The organism is Mesorhizobium jarvisii, from assembly GCF_003601985.1.
In the GTDB taxonomy this organism is placed as follows: Bacteria; Pseudomonadota; Alphaproteobacteria; order Rhizobiales; family Rhizobiaceae; genus Mesorhizobium; species Mesorhizobium jarvisii.
In genome coordinates this window covers 375617-393422 of sequence record NZ_QZXA01000001.1, presented here as the reverse complement: position 1 = coordinate 393422, position 17806 = coordinate 375617, and the positions used below count along the sequence as shown (strand labels likewise).

Here is a 17806-nt window from a genome sequence, read left to right as displayed (position 1 = left end):
TCATGGTGGACAGCGACGTTTCCTATTTCGGCATACGCCATCACGGGCCCGGCTCCGCCGCCAGCCTGGTGCAGGCGTTGCAGGAGTTGAAACCGGCCGCAGTACTGATCGAGGGGCCGGCCGACGCATCGGCGCTGCTGTCATTTCTCGCCCGCCCCGAAATGCAGCCGCCGGTGGCGTTGCTGTGCTATCCCGAAGACGATCCGGCCGCGACCAGCTTCTGGCCCTTTGCCGAGTTCTCGCCGGAGTATCAGGCCACGCTCTGGGCCTTCTCCAACAAAGCCACTGTCCGGTTCATCGATCTGCCGTCTTCGGCGCGGGTCGCACCGGTTGAGGCTGCGGAAAAAGCCGATGGAACGGAAGCCGCCGTCGAGGTTGAGATGGCGCCGCATCTGCGCGATCCGATCGGCACGCTGGCGCAGGCCGCGGGCTATGAGGATGGCGAAAGCTGGTGGGCCGACATCATCGAGCAGAACCCGCAGCCCGGCCCGATCTTCGCGGCGATCGCCGATGCGATGACGACGCTGCGCGAGGGCGAAGGTCCGCTTGCGGAATTCGAGGCGAAACGCGAAGCCCATATGCGGCTTGAAATCGCCGCCGCGCGCAAGGAATTCGACGGGCCGATCGCTGTCGTCTGCGGCGCTTTCCATGTGCCGGCACTGCAGGCGACGCGACCGCAGAAGGAGGACCAGGCCCTGCTCAAGGGGCTGGCCCGGCGCAAGAGCACGATGACCTGGGCGCCATGGACAGGCCCGCGCCTGGCGCTCGGTTTCGGTTACGGGGCCGGTGTCGTCGCGCCCGGTTGGTGCAAGCATCTCTGGCAGACGCGCGGCCGGCATGACGCGGCGACGCTGTGGCTCGCCATGATCGCGGCGGTGCTGCGGGCGAAGGGGCATATGGTCTCCACCGCCTCGCTGATCGAAGCCGAAAGGCTGGCACGCACGCTGGCTGCGATCCGCGAGCGGCCAAAGCCCGGCTTCGAGGAATTGCGTGACGCCGCGATCGCCGCTTTGTTCAACGGCGAAGCGGTGCTGTGGGCGCTGGTCGAAGCCGAGCTGCTTCTGGGCGCCGATGTCGGTGAAATTCCACCGACACCCCGCTGGCGCCGCTGATCGAGGATCTGCAGCGCAACCAGAAGGCGGCGCGGCTGAAGCCGGAGGCGCTGGAGCGCGAATTGTCGGTCGACCTGCGCAGCGACAGCGGGCTGTTCCGGTCGACCTTGCTGCATCGCTTGAACGTGCTTGGCGTGCACTGGGGCAAACTCACCGACAGCGGCCGCAGCCGCGGCACGTTCCGCGAGCGCTGGACCATGTCATGGGAGCCGGAATATGCCGTTCGCCTGGTCGAGAACCTCGTCCATGGACCGACCATCGAAAAGGCCGCCAACGGCCGGCTGATCCAGATGATCGGCGCCACGACATCGCTCGACGCGCTGGCGGCGCTGGTTCAGGGCGCCATTACGGCCAATTTATCGGAGGCTTCGACCGCCGGCCTGGCGGCACTGGAGGAACGCGCGGCGCGCAGCAGCGAATGCCTGGAAATCCTGGCGTCGGTGCCGCCGCTCGCTGACATCATCCGCTATGGTGAAGCCCGCAAGACAGAAACAGCACGCTTGTCCGGCCTTTTGGAACGGCTGATCGTCGAAGGCGGCATCGCGCTCGCCTACGCCGCGCGCGACCTCGATGCCCAGGCTTCGACGGCCCTGGTCGGCGCCATGCGCAAGGCTGATGAGGCGATCAAGCTCGTCGAACCGGCACAGGACGTTCTGAACGCCTGGCGCAACGGACTGGCGACCGTGCTCGACGGATCTCGATCGACGGCGCTGGTCGCGGGGTGTGCCGCGCACCTGCTTTACGAAGCCGGCCATCTGTCCGCCGAAGCCGCGGCCGGCCTGATCGAGCGGCGCCTCTCTCCGGGCACGCCGGTCACCGAGGCCGCGGGCTTCTTCGAGGGTTTTTTCAGCACTGCTGGTCAGAGGTTGATCTATGATGAAAGCCTGCGCGGCGCGGTCGATGCCTGGCTCAAATCCCTCGACGAAGACGCCTTCATCGCGCATCTGCCGCTGCTGCGCCGGGTGTTTTCGCATCTGGATTCGATGGAGCGGCGGCGGCTGATCGAAGCGGTGCTCGGTCGTATCAGACGCCTGCCAGTAGGGCTGACGCCGACGCCAAACGGCGATGAGGCCTGGCGCCGGCATCTGGAACGACTTGGACCTTTGCTGATGAGCGGGAACGGCAATGGATGAGGAAGTCGACATCGGCGAAACGGAGCCCGCGGGCGACGGCCGGGAGCGCCGCTGGCGCCTGGCGATCGGTGCCGACGATGAGAAATCGTCGGCGTTGTCAGACACCGACAAGCGACTGTCGGCGGCGCTCGATGCGCTCTACGGCGATGGCGCCGGCGATACGGTGGCCGATCCGCGCAAGCGGCGCGGCGGGCTCGGCCGCTCGGCGCCCCGGGTGGCGCAGTGGATGGGCGATATCAGGTCGTTCTTTCCCGCGCAGGTCGTGCAGATCGTCCAGAAGGATGCGTTCGAGCGGCTCAATCTGAAGCAGATGCTGATGGAGCCGGAATTCCTCAAGGCGATCGAGGCCGACGTCAATCTCGTCGCCGACCTGATCTCGCTGCGTTCGGTCATGCCGGCCAAGACCAAGGATATGGCGCGCACCATCATCGCCGATATCGTCGCCAAGCTGATGCAGCGGCTGGAACAGAAGACCGCCGAGGCGATCCGCGGCGCGCTCGACCGGTCGCAACGCACCAATCGTCCACGCCAGCGCGACATTGACTGGCCGCGCACCATCTCGGCAAACCTTCGCCATTACCAGGCCGAGCACAAGACAATCGTGCCGGAGAAGCTGGTCGGCTTCATGCGAAAGCAGCGCAGACTGGTCGACCTGGACGAGGTGGTGCTGTGCGTCGACCAGTCCGGCTCGATGGCAAGTTCGGTGATTTACGCCTCGATATTCGCCGCCGTGATGGCTTCCTTGCCTGTGGTGCGGACCAAGCTCGTCTGCTTCGATACGGCGATCGTCGACCTGACCGAGGAACTCAGCGATCCCGTCGAGGTCCTGTTCGGCGTGCAGCTTGGCGGCGGCACCGACATCAACCAGGCCGTCGCCTATTGCGCCGATCGTATCGAGCGGCCGACCAAGTCGCATATGGTGCTGATCACCGACCTTTATGAGGGCGGCAACGGCCAGGAATTGCTGCAGCGGCTGGCGTCACTCGTTCGCTCCGGTGTCAATGTCGTGGTGCTTCTGGCGCTAACCGATCAGGGCAGGCCGGGCTATGACCCGAAGATGGCAGGCTCGGTGGCGGCACTGGGCATCCCGGTCTTCGCCTGCACGCCTGATCTGTTTCCCGACATGATGGCGGCGGCCTTGCGACGGGAAGATGTCGGCGTATGGGCGGCAGGCGCCGACATCAAGCTGGTCCGCGCCGAGGACGAGAGTCCGGCGGCCAAGCGTAAGCACGCGCTCGACCTGGCGCAATCAAAAAACGGCAATCCAGAACCTGGCTTGAACAGCCGGCGGTGCTGACCTGCACGCCGGATAGGGCCTCTCGTATCGCCATTCATCGGCATCGCCAGACAGAAGGCCAAAGCTCGTTTCGATCGCCATCCCGCGATTTCGCAAAAGGGGTCGCTTGACTCCGACCGCTCGTTGTGAAAAATTTTGCAGCAACTGATAAAAATATCATAGGGTGGAAATGGTAGGGTTCGGCAACGGCCTCCTGCGCGACGACGAAACCAGCATGGCGACGCGTGCCGCGTGGCTTCACTATGCCGGCGGCCTGACCCAGTCCGAGGTCGCCAAGCGGCTGGGGCTGACCAGCCTCAAGGCCCATCGCCTCATCACCAAGGCCAACCAGGAAGGGTTGGTGAAGGTCTATATCGACGGCGAAGTGTCGGAATGCGTCGAGCTCGAGGATGAACTGTCCCGCCGCTACGGCCTCGATTATTGCGAGGTGGTTCCGGACTTCGATTCCGAGGATCTGCCGCTCAAGGCGCTCGGCATTGCCGGCGCGCAGTTCCTCAAGCGCGAGATCGAGCGCGGCGAGGAAGCGCTGATCGGCGTCGGCCATGGCCGCACGCTTGCCGCCTGCGTCGAATATCTGCCGCGCACCTCGACCGACAAGATCCGCTTCGTCTCGCTGCTGGGCGGCCTGACGCGTAAATTCTCGGCCAATCCGCATGACGTCATTCACCGCCTGGCCGAACGCACCGGCGCCGAAGCCTATGTCATGCCGGTGCCGATGTTCGCCAACACGGCCGAGGACCGCACCGTCCTGCTCGGGCAGAAGGGCATCAGCGAGGTCTTCGATCTCGCGCGCTCCGCCGACCTGTTGTTCGCCGGCATTGGCACCGCTGAGCGCGAGGCGTCGCTGGTTGCCACCGGCATGATCGAAAAGGGCGAGATGGAGGAGATCCGCCGCAATGGCGGCGTCGGCGAATTGCTTGGCCATTTCTTCGACAAGGCCGGCAAGGCGGTGGCGACGACCGTTTCCAACCGGGCGCTGGCCTTGACGCGCGAGGACATTGCCAGCCGCCGGATCGTCGCCGTCGCCGGCGGCAAGATCAAGGTTCGCGCCATCAAGTCGGTGCTCGAAGGCCGCTATCTCAAGGGCCTGATAACAGACGAGCGGACGGCGCGATCGCTCGTGGAAGAGACGCCGGTCGGGTAGCCGGCAACGGTTCAGTTGAAACTACCCTGTGGAGGAGAAGACGAAATGCATGAGAAAGAGAAAGACCTGATTGATGCCTTCCTGCGCGGACAAGTCGACCGTCGCGGGCTGATCAAGGGCCTGGGTGCCATGGGCCTTGCCGCCGGCACCGCCGGCACGCTGCTCAATCTGGGGCAGACACGCGCGCTCGCCGCCGACTTCGACTGGCAGGCGCACAAGGGCAAGACCATCAAGCTCCTGCTCAACAAGCATCCCTATGCCGATGCGATGATCGCCGATCTCGAGAACTTCAAGAAGCTGACCGGCATGAACGTCGTCTATGACGTGTTCCCGGAAGACGTCTATTTCGACAAGGTCACGGCAGCCCTTTCGGCAAGCTCGCCCGAATATGATGCCTTCATGACCGGCGCCTACATGACCTGGACCTATGGCCCTGCCGGCTGGATCACCGACCTCAACGAATGGATCAAGGATCCGGCCAAGACCAACCCGAACTATGCCTGGGACGACTTCCTGCCCGGCGTCAAGAATTCCTGTGCCTGGAATGGCAAGCCCGGCGGCGCGCTGGGTTCGGATGATGCCAAGCAGTGGTGCATTCCGTGGGGCTTCGAACAGAACAACATCACCTACAACAAGGCGATGTTCGACAAGGCCGGCGTCACCATTCCCGGCAACATGGACGAGATGGTCGCCGCGGCGGCCAAGCTCACCAAGGATGTCGGTGGCGGCGTCTATGGCATCGGCGTGCGTGGCTCGCGTTCCTGGGCGACGATCCATCCCGGCTTCCTGTCGGCCTACGCCAATTTTGACCAGAAGGACCTCAACGTTTCGGCAGACGGCAAATTGTCGGCCGCGATGAACACCGCCCAGTCCAAGGCTTTCCACAAGCAGTGGGTTCAGATGATCCAGGAGAGCGGCCCCAAGGACTGGTCGACCTACACCTGGTATCAGGTCGGCACCGATCTCGGCGCCGGCGCCTCGGCGATGATCTTCGACGCCGATATCCTCGGTTACTTCATGAATGGCGGCGACAACAAGATGGCCGGCAAGCTCGCCTTCGCAAGCTTCAAGGCCAACCCGGCAGCCAAGGCGGCGACACCCAACATCTGGATCTGGTCGCTGGCAATGTCCAATTTCTCGAAGGACAAGGACGCCACCTGGTATTTCATGCAATGGGCCTCCGGGCCGGAGCATGGGCTGTTCGGCGCGACCAAGATGGACTTCGTCAATCCCGTCCGCCAGTCGGTCTGGAAGGACGAGATGTTCCGCGAGAAGCTGAACAAGAGCTATCCCGGCTATGTCGAGATGTTCGACGCCTCCGCGCCCGGCGCCTCGATCAAGTTCACCGCGCAGCCGCTGTTCTTCGATCTCACCACCGAATGGGCGGCGACGCTGCAGAAGATGGTGGCCAAGGAGGTGCCGGTCGACGAAGGCCTCGACAAGCTCGCCGAAAGCATCAATGGCCAGCTCAAGGAAGCCGGCCTCGGCTAAGTCGCAACGAGGGCCGGCCTGCCTGGCGGGCTGGCCCTCGTCACACCTTTTCAAGCTTGCGATGCGGTGCCGGAAGGTGACCGCTATTTCGCCCGACCGGTCGCCTTGCTCCCTTGGGCGGCCGGCAGGGCGAAGCGACAGCAACAACGGAGCAGCTCGATGACTGCGGTGGTATCGCAAAGGCCCAAGCCATCCGGCTTCAGGATCAGCAAGAAGGTGCTGCCCTATGTGCTCAGCCTGCCGGCCTTGCTCGTCTGCATCGGCATCCTGATCCCGTTCCTGACCTCGGTGGTCTATTCCTTCCAGCGCTACCGGCTCAGCCAGCCTTGGGCGCGGCAGTTCAACTGGGGCGACAACTACATCTCCTTCTTCACCGATCCGAAATTCTGGAACACGCTCAAGGTGTCGCTGCTCTATGCCGGCACCACCGTCGTGCTGGAACTGCTTCTCGGCCTCGCCATCGCCTTGCTGCTACAGAAGCGCTCGACGCTGAACAATTTCATCTCGATCATGCTGTTGATGCCGCTGATGACGGCGCCCGCACTTGCCGCGCTGATGTGGAAGCTGATGACCAATCCCGGCTTCGGCGTCTTGAGCTATCTCGCCAGCCTCATTGGCCTGCAGGATTTCCGCTGGGCGTCGTCGCCGTCGACGGCGCTGTTCACGGTGGTGCTCGTCGATATCTGGGTCTACACGCCCTTCATCATGATCCTGCTGCTCGCCGGCCTGCGCAGCCTGCCGACGCAGCCCTTCGAAGCGGCGGCGCTCGATGGCGTGCCGCGAAGCTTCGTCTTCTTCCGCATCACGCTGCCGATGCTGACGCCCTACATCCTGACGGCGACGCTGTTTCGGCTGCTCGATTCCATCCAGCAGTTCGATATCATCTATGCCATGACACAAGGGGGGCCGGGCGACACGCTGACCGTCTTCCAGGTCGAGGCCTATCTCAACTTCTTCCAGTCGACCAATGTCGGCCGTTCGGCGGCACTGATGATCATCCTGTGGGCGATCACCTATTTCCTCTCCAACATTTTCATCAAGAACTGGCTGCGGCTGCGCGAACGCGCCCGTGGCCAGGCATAGGAGGCCGGGATGGAACATACCTCGCTTCTCGAGCGCATCCTGCGTGGCATAGCCCTGACGCTGGTCGTGATCTTCTTCATGTTCCCGATCGTCTGGATTTTCATGATGTCGTTCCAGACCAACGAGACGATCCTGCGCATCCCGCCGCAGCTGATCTTCGAGCCGACGCTCGCCAATTACACCGCGCTGATCACCGGCAAGCTGATGACCGCCGCCGGCACGCTCGACATCGCCTTCATGCGCAACCTCGGGAATTCGGTGTTCCTGTCGGTGACCTCAGTGGCGGTCTCGTTGCTGCTCGGTGTGCCGGCGGCCTACGCCTTCGCGCGCCACAAATTCCGCGGCTCGGAGGACATCGCCTTCACGCTGCTGTCGTTCAAATTCGCGCCGGCGCTTCTGGTGCTGTTGCCGCTCACCCTCTATTTCCAGAAGCTCGGGCTCGCCAACACCTATATCGGCCTGATCTGGGTCTACCAGCTGATCTGCCTGCCGCTGATCCTCTGGATCGTGCGCGGCTATTTCGAGGATATTCCGGCCGACATCGAATATGCCTACCGCATCGGCGGCCATTCCTGGTTCGCCACCTTCCGCAAGATCGCGCTGCCGCTCGCCGGTCCCGGCATCGCCGCCGCCGGCCTGCTCGCCTTCATCTTCGCCTGGAACAATTTCGTCTTCGCCCTGGTGCTGGCCTCGGCCGACAAGCAGCCGGTGACGGTCGGCGCGCTTGCCTTCATCACCTCCTCGGGCATCCAGTACGGCCAGATCTCGGCGGCCATCGTGCTCTCGATCACGCCGACGCTGGCGCTCGCCCTCTATGCGCAGCGCTATCTCGTCGAAGGCCTCTCGCTTGGCGCGGTGAAAGGATAGACATGGCCAGCCTCGAACTCAAAAACATCGTCAAGCGCTACAAGAGCCAGACCGTCCTCGACAATCTGTCGCTGACGGTTGCCGACGGCGAAACCCTCGTGCTGTTCGGCCCGTCCGGCGCCGGCAAGACGGTACTGCTGCGCCTGGTCGCCGGCGTCATCGATCCGGATGAGGGCAAGATCTTCATCGGCGGCGACGACATGACCGATGTCGATGCGGAATTTCGTGGCGTCGGCATGGCGTTCCAGAATTTCGCGCTGTTTCCGCATATGAGCGCGTTCGACAACATCGCAACGCCTCTGGAGGCAAAGCGGTCCTCGCCGGGCGCCATCAAGGCCGGCGTCGAAAGTGTCGCCAAGCTGTTGAAGATCGCCCATGTGCTCTCCCACAAGCCGCGCGCGCTCTCCAACGGCCAGAAGCAGCGTACGGCGCTTGCCCGCGCTTTGGTCGGTTCGCCGCCGCTTCTGTTGCTCGACGACCCCTTGCGCAATGTCGACGCCAAGCTGCGTTTCGAGATGCGGCTCGAACTGCCGCGTTTGCTTGCCGATCGCGGCGCCACCGTCGTCTATGTCACCCAGGACTACAAGGAAGCCATGGCGCTCGGCGACCGCATCGCGGTGATGTCGCAAGGCGTCATCCGGCAGCTCGGCACGCCCGAGCAGATCTATCGCGAACCGGCCAATATCGAGATCGCGCGGCTGTTCGGCGACCCCACCATCAACTTGCTCGACGTCAAGCCTTCGCGCGATGCCAAGGGCATCTATGTCGGCCTGTCGAACGTCCAGGTCCATCTGTCCGGCGCTTACGACGCGGCGGTTGGCCGCGATTGCGTCATCGGTCTGCGGCCGGAAGCGCTGAGTTTCGTCGAGGAGGGCATTCCTGGCGCCATTCCGGTGACGGTCGAGGCCGAGACGCCGCTCAACGAAAAGATCGTCACACTTGTGCGCACCGTGCGCGGCCGCGAAATCCTGGTCTCGCGCCCGGCCGGAACGCCGGGCCGCAGCGAAGGCAAGGCCCATATCGCCGTCGACGGCAAGAGCGCCTTGCTGTTCGATCACGCCAGCGGCGACCGCATCGGTTCCAAGAACGTCGTCGCCTTGCGCAATGGAGAAGCGGCATGAGCCAGAGCGCGCTCACCATATCAGGTGTTGACAAGTTCTACGGTCCGATCGACAGGGGCGTGCACGCGGTCAAGAACCTGACGATGGAAATCGGCAAGGGCGAGATCGTCGCCCTGCTTGGCTCGTCCGGCTGCGGCAAGACGTCGACGCTGCGCATGATCGCCGGTTTCGAGGAGGTGTCGCGGGGCGCCATCTCGGTTGGCGGCCGTCAGGTGCACACCTTACCGCCGGTCAAACGCAATGTGGCGATGGCCTTCGAAGGCTATTCGCTCTATCCACCGCTGACCGTGCGCGAGAACATGGCTTTTGCGCTCAAGGCTGCCCGGCTGCCGAAAAGCGAGGTCGACGCCAAAGTCGCCAGCATCGCCAAACTGCTCGAGATCGAGGACATATTGGAGCGCTACCCAAGCTCGATCTCCGGCGGTCAGCAGCAGCGCGCCAGCCTCGGCCGGGCGCTGATCCGCGAGGCTGATCTGCATCTGCTCGACGAGCCGATGGGGCAGCTCGAGCCGCAGTTGCGCGCCGTGCTGCGCGGCCGAATCAAACACTTCATCAAGGAGCGCGGCCTGACCGCGATCCTGGTCACCCACGACCAGACCGAAGCCAATGCGCTTGCCGACCGCATCGCGGTGATGGAAGGCGGCGTGCTGCAGCAGTTCGACACGCCGGACCGGATCAAGGAACGTCCGGCAAACCTGTTCACCGGCACCTTCGTCGGCGAGCCGCCGATGAACGTCTTCGAGGCCTATGTCGCAACCGCCGCAGGCCGCATCAATCTCAAGCTTCCCGACGGCCTGTCGCTCGACTACGACAAGGACGCCTTCAGCGCTCCGGTTCGCGATCAGTTGCTCAGCCGCGAGCGGGTGGTGATCGGCATCAGGCCTTACGCGGTCCGGCGCTCGAAGGAGGGTGTTCCCGCCCGGGTTTCGGCCAACCAGTGGCTCGGCGACCAGACCCACATAGCCGCCGATTTTGCCGGCGGCTCGCTGGTCCTGGTCGAGCATGACCGCACCCGCCTCGATCTGGGTGCGCCGATCAATGTCAGCATCGATCCGAAGAATCTTCATGTCTTCGATCAGGCGAGCGGCAAGGCGATTTCGCACGGCATGGAGCTTGCCTGATGCGTGACATACTGATCGGCATCGACGCCGGCACCTCCGTCATCAAGTCAATCGCCTTCGACACGTCTGGCCGGCAGATTGCCGCCGCCGCGCTGCCGAACCATTATGAAACGCTGCCGGGTGGCGGCGCCGAACAGGATCTGGCGCGCACATGGAGCGATGCCGCCACGACCTTGCGCCAGCTCGCCGACGAAGTGCCCAATCTCGCCAGCCGGACCGTGGCGATCGCCGTGACCGGCCAAGGCGACGGCACCTGGCTGATCGACGCCAAGGGCGAGCCGGTCGCCAAGGGCTGGCTCTGGCTCGACGCGCGCGCCGCGGCCATTGTCGAGGAAATCCGCGCGCGGCCCGAGGATCGGCTCCGCTTCGAGAAGACCGGCAGCGGGCTCGCCGCCTGCCAGCAGGGTTCGCAATTCGTCTTCATGAAGCGCACCATGCCCGAAATGCTCGGCAAGGCGGCAACCGCCTTCCACTGCAAGGACTGGCTCTATTTCAAGCTGACCGGTGAACGCGCCACCGATCCGTCCGAGGGCACCTTCACCTTCGGCGATTTCCACACCCGCGACTATAGCGACGATGTGCTCGACGTGCTTGGCGTCGCCGATCTCCGGCATCTGCTGCCGCCGATCGTCGATGGCACCAGGCACAGCACCGCCCTGTCGCAGGCAGCGGCCGACGCCACCGGGATGCTGGCCGGCACGCCGGTCGTGCTCGGCTATGTCGACGTCGTCTGCACCGCGCTCGGCGCCGGCCTGCTCGACCGCCTGCGCAAGCCCGGCTGCTCGATCATCGGGTCCACCGGCATGCATATGCGGCTGGCCGAAACCCCTGAGGACGTGCAACTGAACGAAGCGGCGACCGGTTATACGATGGCGATGCCGGCGCCCGGCGTGTTCGCGCAGATGCAGTCCAACATGGCGGCGACGCTCAACATCGACTGGGTGCTTGGGCTCGCCTCGGGCATTCTCGCCTCGCAAGGCATATCGCGCAGCAATGGCGAGATGATCGCGCTGGTCGATGCCTGGATCGCGGCCGCGCAGCCGGCCTCGCTGCTCTATCAGCCCTATGTGTCGGAAGCCGGTGAGCGGGGGCCGTTCGTCGATGCCAATGCCAGGGCCGGCTTTGTCGGCATTTCCTCACGGCACGGCTATGCCGACCTCGTTCGCGCCGTCTTCGAGGGCTTGGCCTTCGCGGCACGCGACTGCTACGCCGCCATGGGGCCATTGCCGCGCGAAGTCCGCCTGACCGGCGGTGCGGCCAGAAGCCCGGCGCTGCGCAAGATCCTGGGTGCGGCGGTGGGGGCCGATATTCGCACCAGCGCGCGCGAGGAGGCGGGCGCCGCGGGCGCGGCAATGATCGCCGCTGTCTGCGTCGGTCTCTACCCGTCCATGGACGAATGCGTCGGCGAATGGGTGACACCGCTGCTTGGCGAGGCCGAGCCGAGCGACCGCAGCCTCGCCGCGATCTACGACAAGATGACCCCGTCCTACATGTTGGCACACCAGGCGCTGCGGCCGGTCTGGCGCGCAATGGCGGCGTCGCAGGCAAATTGAATTGAGAAGTCGAGTATGCGTAAGAAAATAGCGATCATTGGCGACAACTTCATGCTTCCGCAGGTTTTCCGTACCGAGATCGAGAAAGTCTCGCGTGGCGACCTCGATATCAGGACATTGCAGACGGCCTGGCCCGATGAACCGATGGAATTCGGCAATCCGGCGCTCGGCCTCGACAAGGTCAAGGAGTATTTCGGCCATCCCGACGAGATCGTTGATTTCATCGGCGATGCCGAGATCCTCGTCACCCAGCTGGCGCCCCTGTCGGAGGCCATGATGCGGCGCTTGCCGGCGCTTAGACTGGTCGCGGTTTCGCGCGGCGGCCCGATCAACATCGACATGGTGGCGGCCAGGGCACATCGCATCACGGTGGTCAACGTGCCCGGCCGAAACGCGACGGCCGTCGCCGAGTTCACCCTCGGCGCTATCCTGGCCGAGACGCGGCTGATCCGGGTCGGCCACGAGGCCTTGCGCAAGGGCGAATGGCGCGGCGACCTCTACCGCGCCGACCGCACTGGCCGCGAGCTCAGCGAAATGACCGTCGGCGTCATCGGCTATGGCAACATCGGCACCAAGGTCGTTCGACTGCTGCGCGCCTTCGGCTGCCACGTCCTGGTTTGCGACCCCTATGTGCAGTTGAGTGCCGACGACCGCAATGCCGGTGTCGAACTCGTCGCTCTGGACAATCTCCTCGTCCGCTCCGACGTGGTCACGTTGCATCCCCGGGTGACCGAGGAGACGCGCGGCCTCATCGGCAAGGACACCATCGCGCTGATGAAACCGGGCGTGATTCTCATCAACACCGCGCGCGGGCCTCTGGTCGACTATGACGCGCTCTACGAGGCGCTGGTTTCAGGGCAGATCGCCAGCGCCATGCTGGAGACTTTCGCGGTCGAGCCGGTGCCGTCGGACTGGCCCTTGCTGCTGCTTCCCAACGTGACGCTGACGCCGCACATCGCCGGCGCTTCGGTGCGCACCGTCACTTATGCCGCCGAAAAGGCCGCCGAAGAGGTGCGCCGCTACCTCGCCGGCCTGCCTCCGGTCAATCCGTGCTGAGGCGGTGGCCATGACTTTTCAAATCGACATCGAGGCTACTGCGACATGAACGGCGGCCCTGAAATCGTCGACCTCTTCGTCATCGGCGGCGGCGTCAACGGCGCCGGCATCGCGCGCGACGCAGCGGGCCGCGGCCTTTCCGTCATCCTGTGCGAAAAGGACGATCTCGCCGAAGGCACCAGCTCGCGCTCCGGCAAGCTCGTCCATGGCGGCCTGCGCTACCTCGAATATTACGAGTTCCGCCTGGTGCGCGAGGCGCTGATCGAGCGTGAGGTGCTGTTGGAATCGGCGCCGCACATCATCTGGCCGATGCGCTTCGTGCTGCCGCACAGCCCTGACGACCGGCCGGCCTGGCTGGTGCGGCTCGGCCTGTTCCTCTACGACCATCTCGGCGGGCGCAAGCGGCTGCCGGCGACTAGAACGCTTAACCTGCGCACCGCGCCCGAGGGCGCGCCGATCAAGGATGCCTTCAGGCGCGGCTTCGAATATTCCGACTGCTGGGTCGACGATGCCCGGCTCGTCGTCATCAATGCGCTCGACGCCGCCGAGCGCGGCGCCAGGGTTTTCACCCGCACCGCCTGCACCGCCGTCCGCCGCGAGAACGGCCTGTGGGTTGTCGAGATGCAGGACGGCAGGACGGGCATCAGGACGGTGGTTCGGGCGCGTGCGCTGATCAATGCCGCCGGCCCCTGGGTCAATGACATCGTCAACCGCGTTGCCGGCCAGAACTCCAGGCGCAACGTACGCCTGGTCAAGGGCAGTCACATCGTCGTGCCGAAATTCTGGGAGGGGCGGCAGGCCTATCTCATCCAGAACAGCGACAAGCGCGTGATCTTCATCAACCCCTATCAGAACGATCTCGCTCTGATCGGCACCACAGATATCCCTTATGAGGGCCGCCCCGAGGACGTGGCGGCGGATGAGAGCGAGATCGACTACCTGATCAAGGTGGTCAACCGCTATTTCAAGCGCGGCCTGGCACGCGGCGATGTCGTCTATTCGTTCTCCGGCGTCAGGCCGCTTTATGACGACAATGCCGACAACCCAAGTGCTGTGACCCGCGACTATATTTTCGAGCTCGACGCGCCGGATGCGCAGGCGCCGCTGCTCTCCGTCTTCGGCGGCAAGATCACCACCTTCCGCAAACTGGCCGAACATGCGCTGGACAGGATCGCGCCGTTCTTTCCCCATATGGGCAAGCCCTGGACCGCGAAAGCGCATCTGCCCGGCGGCGATATCGCCAATGCCGATTTCGAACAGTTTCTCGGCGACCTCGCAGGTGAATATCCCTGGATGCCGGCGTCTCTGCTGAAGAATTATGGCCGGCTCTACGGCACCAGGACACGGGCTTTGGTTGGCGCGGCGCGTTCGCTCGATGAGCTCGGGCGCTGCTTCGGCAAGGATTTCTTCGAGCGCGAGGCCGCCTATCTCTTCGACCGGGAATGGGCCGTGACGTCAGCCGATATTCTCGAGCGTCGCACCAAGCACGGCCTGCATCTGTCCGCCGAGGAAAGGGCGGCCTTCGAGCATTGGTGTGCGAACCGGCTGGCGAGGGCAGGCTGATGGTCCATCCCGTCGATACCGGCGCCAGTGAATTCCGCATGCTGCGCTCCTTGTCCGCCCGCATCGGTGCCGACCCGTTGCTGGTTCAGGGCGCTGGCGGCAACACCTCCATCAAGCAGTCCGGCGTGCTGTGGATAAAGGCCTCGGGCACCTGGCTGAAGAACGCGCGCGACGATGAGATCATGGTGCCGGTCGCGCTGGCGCCGTTGCTCGATGCCGTGGCGCATCGCAGCCCGGCGGCGGAGGCCGCGGGGCAGTTCACGCTGGCGGACCTCAACCCTCGCCAGTTGCGGCCCTCCATCGAGACGACGGTGCATGCGCTGCTGCCGCAGAAGATCGTGGTCCACGTCCATTGCGTCGAGACGATCTCGATCGCCGTGCAGGCCAATGCCGAAGCCTTGCTGGAAGGGCGCCTGCGCGGCCTCGACTGGGCCTTCGTACCCTATCGCCGGCCCGGCCTACCGCTGGCGCAGGCAATCGCCGAGCGGCTGAAGCCCGCGACCAACGTGCTCGTGCTTGGCAATCACGGCCTGGTGGTCGCCGCCGATACGGTCGCCGAAGCAGCCTTGCTGCTGCAACGGGTGACCGGGCTGCTCGCGCGGCCGCCGCGCCCGGCTCCGCCCCCCGATCTCGATGCGCTGCTGAGGCTCGCCTCCGGCAGCGACTACCGGCTGCCGGCCTCGACCGCCGCGCATGCCGTTGCGACCGACCTCGCCAGTTGCCGTATCGCCGCCTCCGGCAGCCTCTATCCGGATCATGTCATCTTCCTCGGTATCGGCTCGGTGATCGCCGGCCCTGGCGAGAACGCGGCGGCGGTCGTCGCCCGCAATGCAGCCGCGCCGACATCCATCCTCTTTCCCGGCAAGGGCGTGCTGATGCGCCGGGATGCCAATGCCGGCGCCGAAGCGATGGCGCGCTGCCTGGCCGACGTCGTCGCGCGCGTCGATGGCGTTGCGCGCGTAAATTATCTCAGCCCGAAGGAGAATGCCGACCTGCTGAACTGGGACGCCGAGAAATACCGCCAGCAACTCAACCGCGAAGGGACGACGCTGCAATGACGGCATTCCGCTCCAGTGTCTTGCTTTGTGTCGGGGAGGGATAGCGACCTTGGCCTTCACGCTCTCCCTCAACACCAATCCGCTGGTCAATCGCTTCGCCGATCCTGACGACCTGATCGACACCATCGCCTATGACATCGGCATAAGGGACGTGCAGCTCACGCATGAGTTCGTCAATCCCGGCTGGCCGGCGGCGACGATCGTCAAATTCGTCCGCCTGTTTCGCGGCGCGCTCGCCCGCACCGGCGTGCGTGTCACGTCCGGCATGACCGGTCCTTACGGCCGGCTCAATCATTTCGGCCATCCCGATGCCGATGTGCGCCGCTACTATGTCGACTGGTTCAAGACCTTTGCCGACATCTCGGCCGAGCTTGGCGCCAGTGGCATGGGCACGCAATTCGCCATCTTCACCCATCGCGACTTCGACGACCCCGAGCGCCGCGCGCGGTTGTTCGACATCGCGCTGGATTGCTGGCGCGAGGTCGCAGAGCATGCCCGTGCGGCCGGCCTGACCTATCTGTTCTGGGAACCGATGTCGGTTGGCCGCGAATTCGGCCACACCATCGAGAATTGCAGGATGCTGCACGGTGCTATCGACGTCGCCGGCATGGCCATTCCGCTGGAGATGATGGTCGACATCGACCATGGCGACGTCACCTCAAGCAATCCGGCCGACATCGATCCCTATGCCTGGGCCGAAGCCTTTCCCAGGAAATCGCCGATCATCCACATCAAGCAGTCGTCGATGAACAAGGGCGGCCATTGGCCGTTCACATCAGCCTACAACAGGGATGGCCGCATCACGCCTGAAAGGCTGCTGGACACGGTGCGGCGCGGCGGCGGCACCGACAACGAGATCTGCCTCGAACTGTCATTCCGCGAGCGCGAGCCGGTCGACCATCAGGTGGTCGCCATGATCCGCGAGTCCGTCGACTACTGGGCGCCGTTCATCGAGACAGGCAGGTCCGATCTTCTGCCAAAGGCCGAATAGAAACGGGCAGGGGCCGATGCGGCTCCTGCCCGATGAACTCAGCAGATTGAAGTAGCCAGAATTCAACCGAATTTCGGATCGAGGCTGCCAGACTTGTAGCGCTTGGCCATTTCCGAGACCGGCAGCGGCTTGATCTTGGGTGCGTTGCCGGCGGTGCCGAACTGCTCGAAGCGCTCCTTGCAAAGCTTGCGCATCGCCGCCATTGCCGGCGTCAGATATTTGCGCGGATCGAACTCGCTCGGGTTTTCCGTCAGCACCTTGCGGATCGCACCGGTCAGCGCCATGCGGTTGTCGGTATCGATGTTGATCTTGCGCACGCCGTGCTTGATGCCGCGCTGGATCTCTTCCACCGGCACGCCCCAGGTCGGCTTCATCTGGCCGCCATATTTGTTGATGATCTCCTGCAATTCCTCCGGCACCGAGGACGAACCGTGCATGACCAGATGCATGTTCGGCAGGCGGCGATGGATCTCCTCGATGACGTTCATCGCCAGCACCGCGCCGTCCGGCTTGCGCGAGAATTTGTAGGCGCCGTGGCTGGTGCCCATCGCCACCGCCAGCGCATCGACATGGGTGTCGCGCACGAACTGTTCGGCCTGCACCGGGTCGGTGAGCAACTGGTCGTGGCTGATCGCGCCTTCGACGCCGTGGCCGTCCTCCTGCTCGCCGCCGCCGCTCTCCAGCGATCCCAGCACGCCGATCTCGCCTTCGACAGACACGCCACCCCAATGCGCCATGTCGACGACGCGCTTGGTGATGCCGGAATTGTAGGCGTAGTCGGCCGGCGACTTGCCGTCTTCCTTGAGCGAGCCGTCCATCATAACCGAGGTGAAGCCGTACTGGATCGCGGTGACGCAGGTGGCTTCGTTGTTGCCGTGGTCGAGATGCATGCAGACCGGGATGTCGGGATGGATCTCGACCAGCGCGTCGATCAGCTTGGCCAGCACCACGTCATTGGCATAGGCACGCGCACCGCGGCTTGCCTGCAGGATGACAGGCGATTTGGTCTCTTCCGCCGCCTCCATGATGGCGAGGCCCTGTTCCATGTTGTTCATGTTGAAGGCCGGCACGCCATAGCCGTGTTCGGCGGCGTGATCGAGCAATTGTCTCAATGTGATGCGAGCCAACGAATAGTCTCCCGTATCTGGTTTCAAACCTGGTGGTTGCGGACTGTCCGCGCATCGTCCAGCCCACCGATGCTTCTGGCCGGATTTCC

At 64.3% G+C, this 17806-nt stretch carries 13 protein-coding genes and 1 pseudogene; 13 read left to right on the top strand and 1 reads right to left on the bottom strand.

Going from position 1 to position 17806, the window contains the following annotated elements; all coding sequences use genetic code 11:
- The first annotated feature begins 2 nt into the window (after window positions 1–2).
- The 13 genes and pseudogenes from D3242_RS34445 (at window position 3) to D3242_RS01885 (ending at window position 16590) form a co-directional block, all read left to right on the top strand.
- Window positions 3–2245 (top strand): annotated as a pseudogene (locus tag D3242_RS34445) (DUF5682 family protein).
- The gene (locus tag D3242_RS01940; RefSeq protein WP_223217769.1) at window positions 2238–3542 is read left to right on the top strand and encodes a VWA domain-containing protein; all 1305 of its coding nucleotides are present in this window, start codon (window positions 2238–2240) and stop codon (window positions 3540–3542) included. Before D3242_RS34445 ends, D3242_RS01940 begins: the two are co-directional and overlap by 8 nt.
- A gap of 169 nt (window positions 3543–3711) precedes the next feature.
- On the top strand, window positions 3712–4686 hold the full coding sequence (locus D3242_RS01935) for a sugar-binding transcriptional regulator (RefSeq protein ID WP_019856820.1): 975 nt from the start codon (window positions 3712–3714) through the stop codon (window positions 4684–4686).
- 45 nt (window positions 4687–4731) lie between these two features.
- Window positions 4732–6177, top strand: coding sequence for an ABC transporter substrate-binding protein (locus D3242_RS01930; protein WP_019856821.1), 1446 nt, complete (start codon window positions 4732–4734; stop codon window positions 6175–6177).
- Between the two features lie 159 nt (window positions 6178–6336).
- Window positions 6337–7260: a carbohydrate ABC transporter permease gene (locus tag D3242_RS01925; protein ID WP_027046585.1), complete on the top strand. Its 924-nt coding sequence runs from the start codon at window positions 6337–6339 to the stop codon at window positions 7258–7260.
- Between the two features lie 9 nt (window positions 7261–7269).
- On the top strand, window positions 7270–8127 hold the full coding sequence (locus tag D3242_RS01920) for a carbohydrate ABC transporter permease (protein ID WP_019856823.1): 858 nt from the start codon (window positions 7270–7272) through the stop codon (window positions 8125–8127).
- Window positions 8128–8129: 2 nt separating this feature from the next.
- Window positions 8130–9248 carry an ABC transporter ATP-binding protein gene (locus D3242_RS01915; protein WP_064983245.1) on the top strand — a complete coding sequence of 373 codons (1119 nt, stop codon included), beginning with the start codon at window positions 8130–8132 and terminating at the stop codon, window positions 9246–9248.
- Window positions 9245–10369, top strand: coding sequence for an ABC transporter ATP-binding protein (locus tag D3242_RS01910; protein WP_038645239.1), 1125 nt, complete (start codon window positions 9245–9247; stop codon window positions 10367–10369). Before D3242_RS01915 ends, D3242_RS01910 begins: the two co-directional genes overlap by 4 nt.
- Window positions 10369–11922: an FGGY-family carbohydrate kinase gene (locus D3242_RS01905; protein WP_019856826.1), complete on the top strand. Its 1554-nt coding sequence runs from the start codon at window positions 10369–10371 to the stop codon at window positions 11920–11922. The genes D3242_RS01910 and D3242_RS01905 overlap by 1 nt, the downstream gene beginning before the upstream one ends.
- Before the next feature lie 15 nt (window positions 11923–11937).
- Entirely contained in the window at window positions 11938–12978 is a 1041-nt protein-coding gene (locus D3242_RS01900) for a 2-hydroxyacid dehydrogenase (protein ID WP_019856827.1), read from the top strand.
- A 45-nt stretch (window positions 12979–13023) separates the two neighbouring features.
- Entirely contained in the window at window positions 13024–14541 is a 1518-nt protein-coding gene (locus tag D3242_RS01895) for a glycerol-3-phosphate dehydrogenase (protein ID WP_064983243.1), read from the top strand.
- Window positions 14541–15599 carry a class II aldolase/adducin family protein gene (locus D3242_RS01890; protein WP_032920996.1) on the top strand — a complete coding sequence of 353 codons (1059 nt, stop codon included), beginning with the start codon at window positions 14541–14543 and terminating at the stop codon, window positions 15597–15599. The genes D3242_RS01895 and D3242_RS01890 overlap by 1 nt, the downstream gene beginning before the upstream one ends.
- A gap of 49 nt (window positions 15600–15648) precedes the next feature.
- On the top strand, window positions 15649–16590 hold the full coding sequence (locus tag D3242_RS01885) for a sugar phosphate isomerase/epimerase family protein (protein WP_064983242.1): 942 nt from the start codon (window positions 15649–15651) through the stop codon (window positions 16588–16590).
- Between the two features lie 62 nt (window positions 16591–16652).
- On the opposite strand, the gene fba is transcribed toward D3242_RS01885, so the two are convergent.
- Window positions 16653–17717 carry a class II fructose-bisphosphate aldolase gene (gene fba, locus D3242_RS01880; protein ID WP_064983240.1) on the bottom strand — a complete coding sequence of 355 codons (1065 nt, stop codon included), beginning with the start codon at window positions 17715–17717 and terminating at the stop codon, window positions 16653–16655.
- Window positions 17718–17806 lie beyond the last annotated feature (89 nt).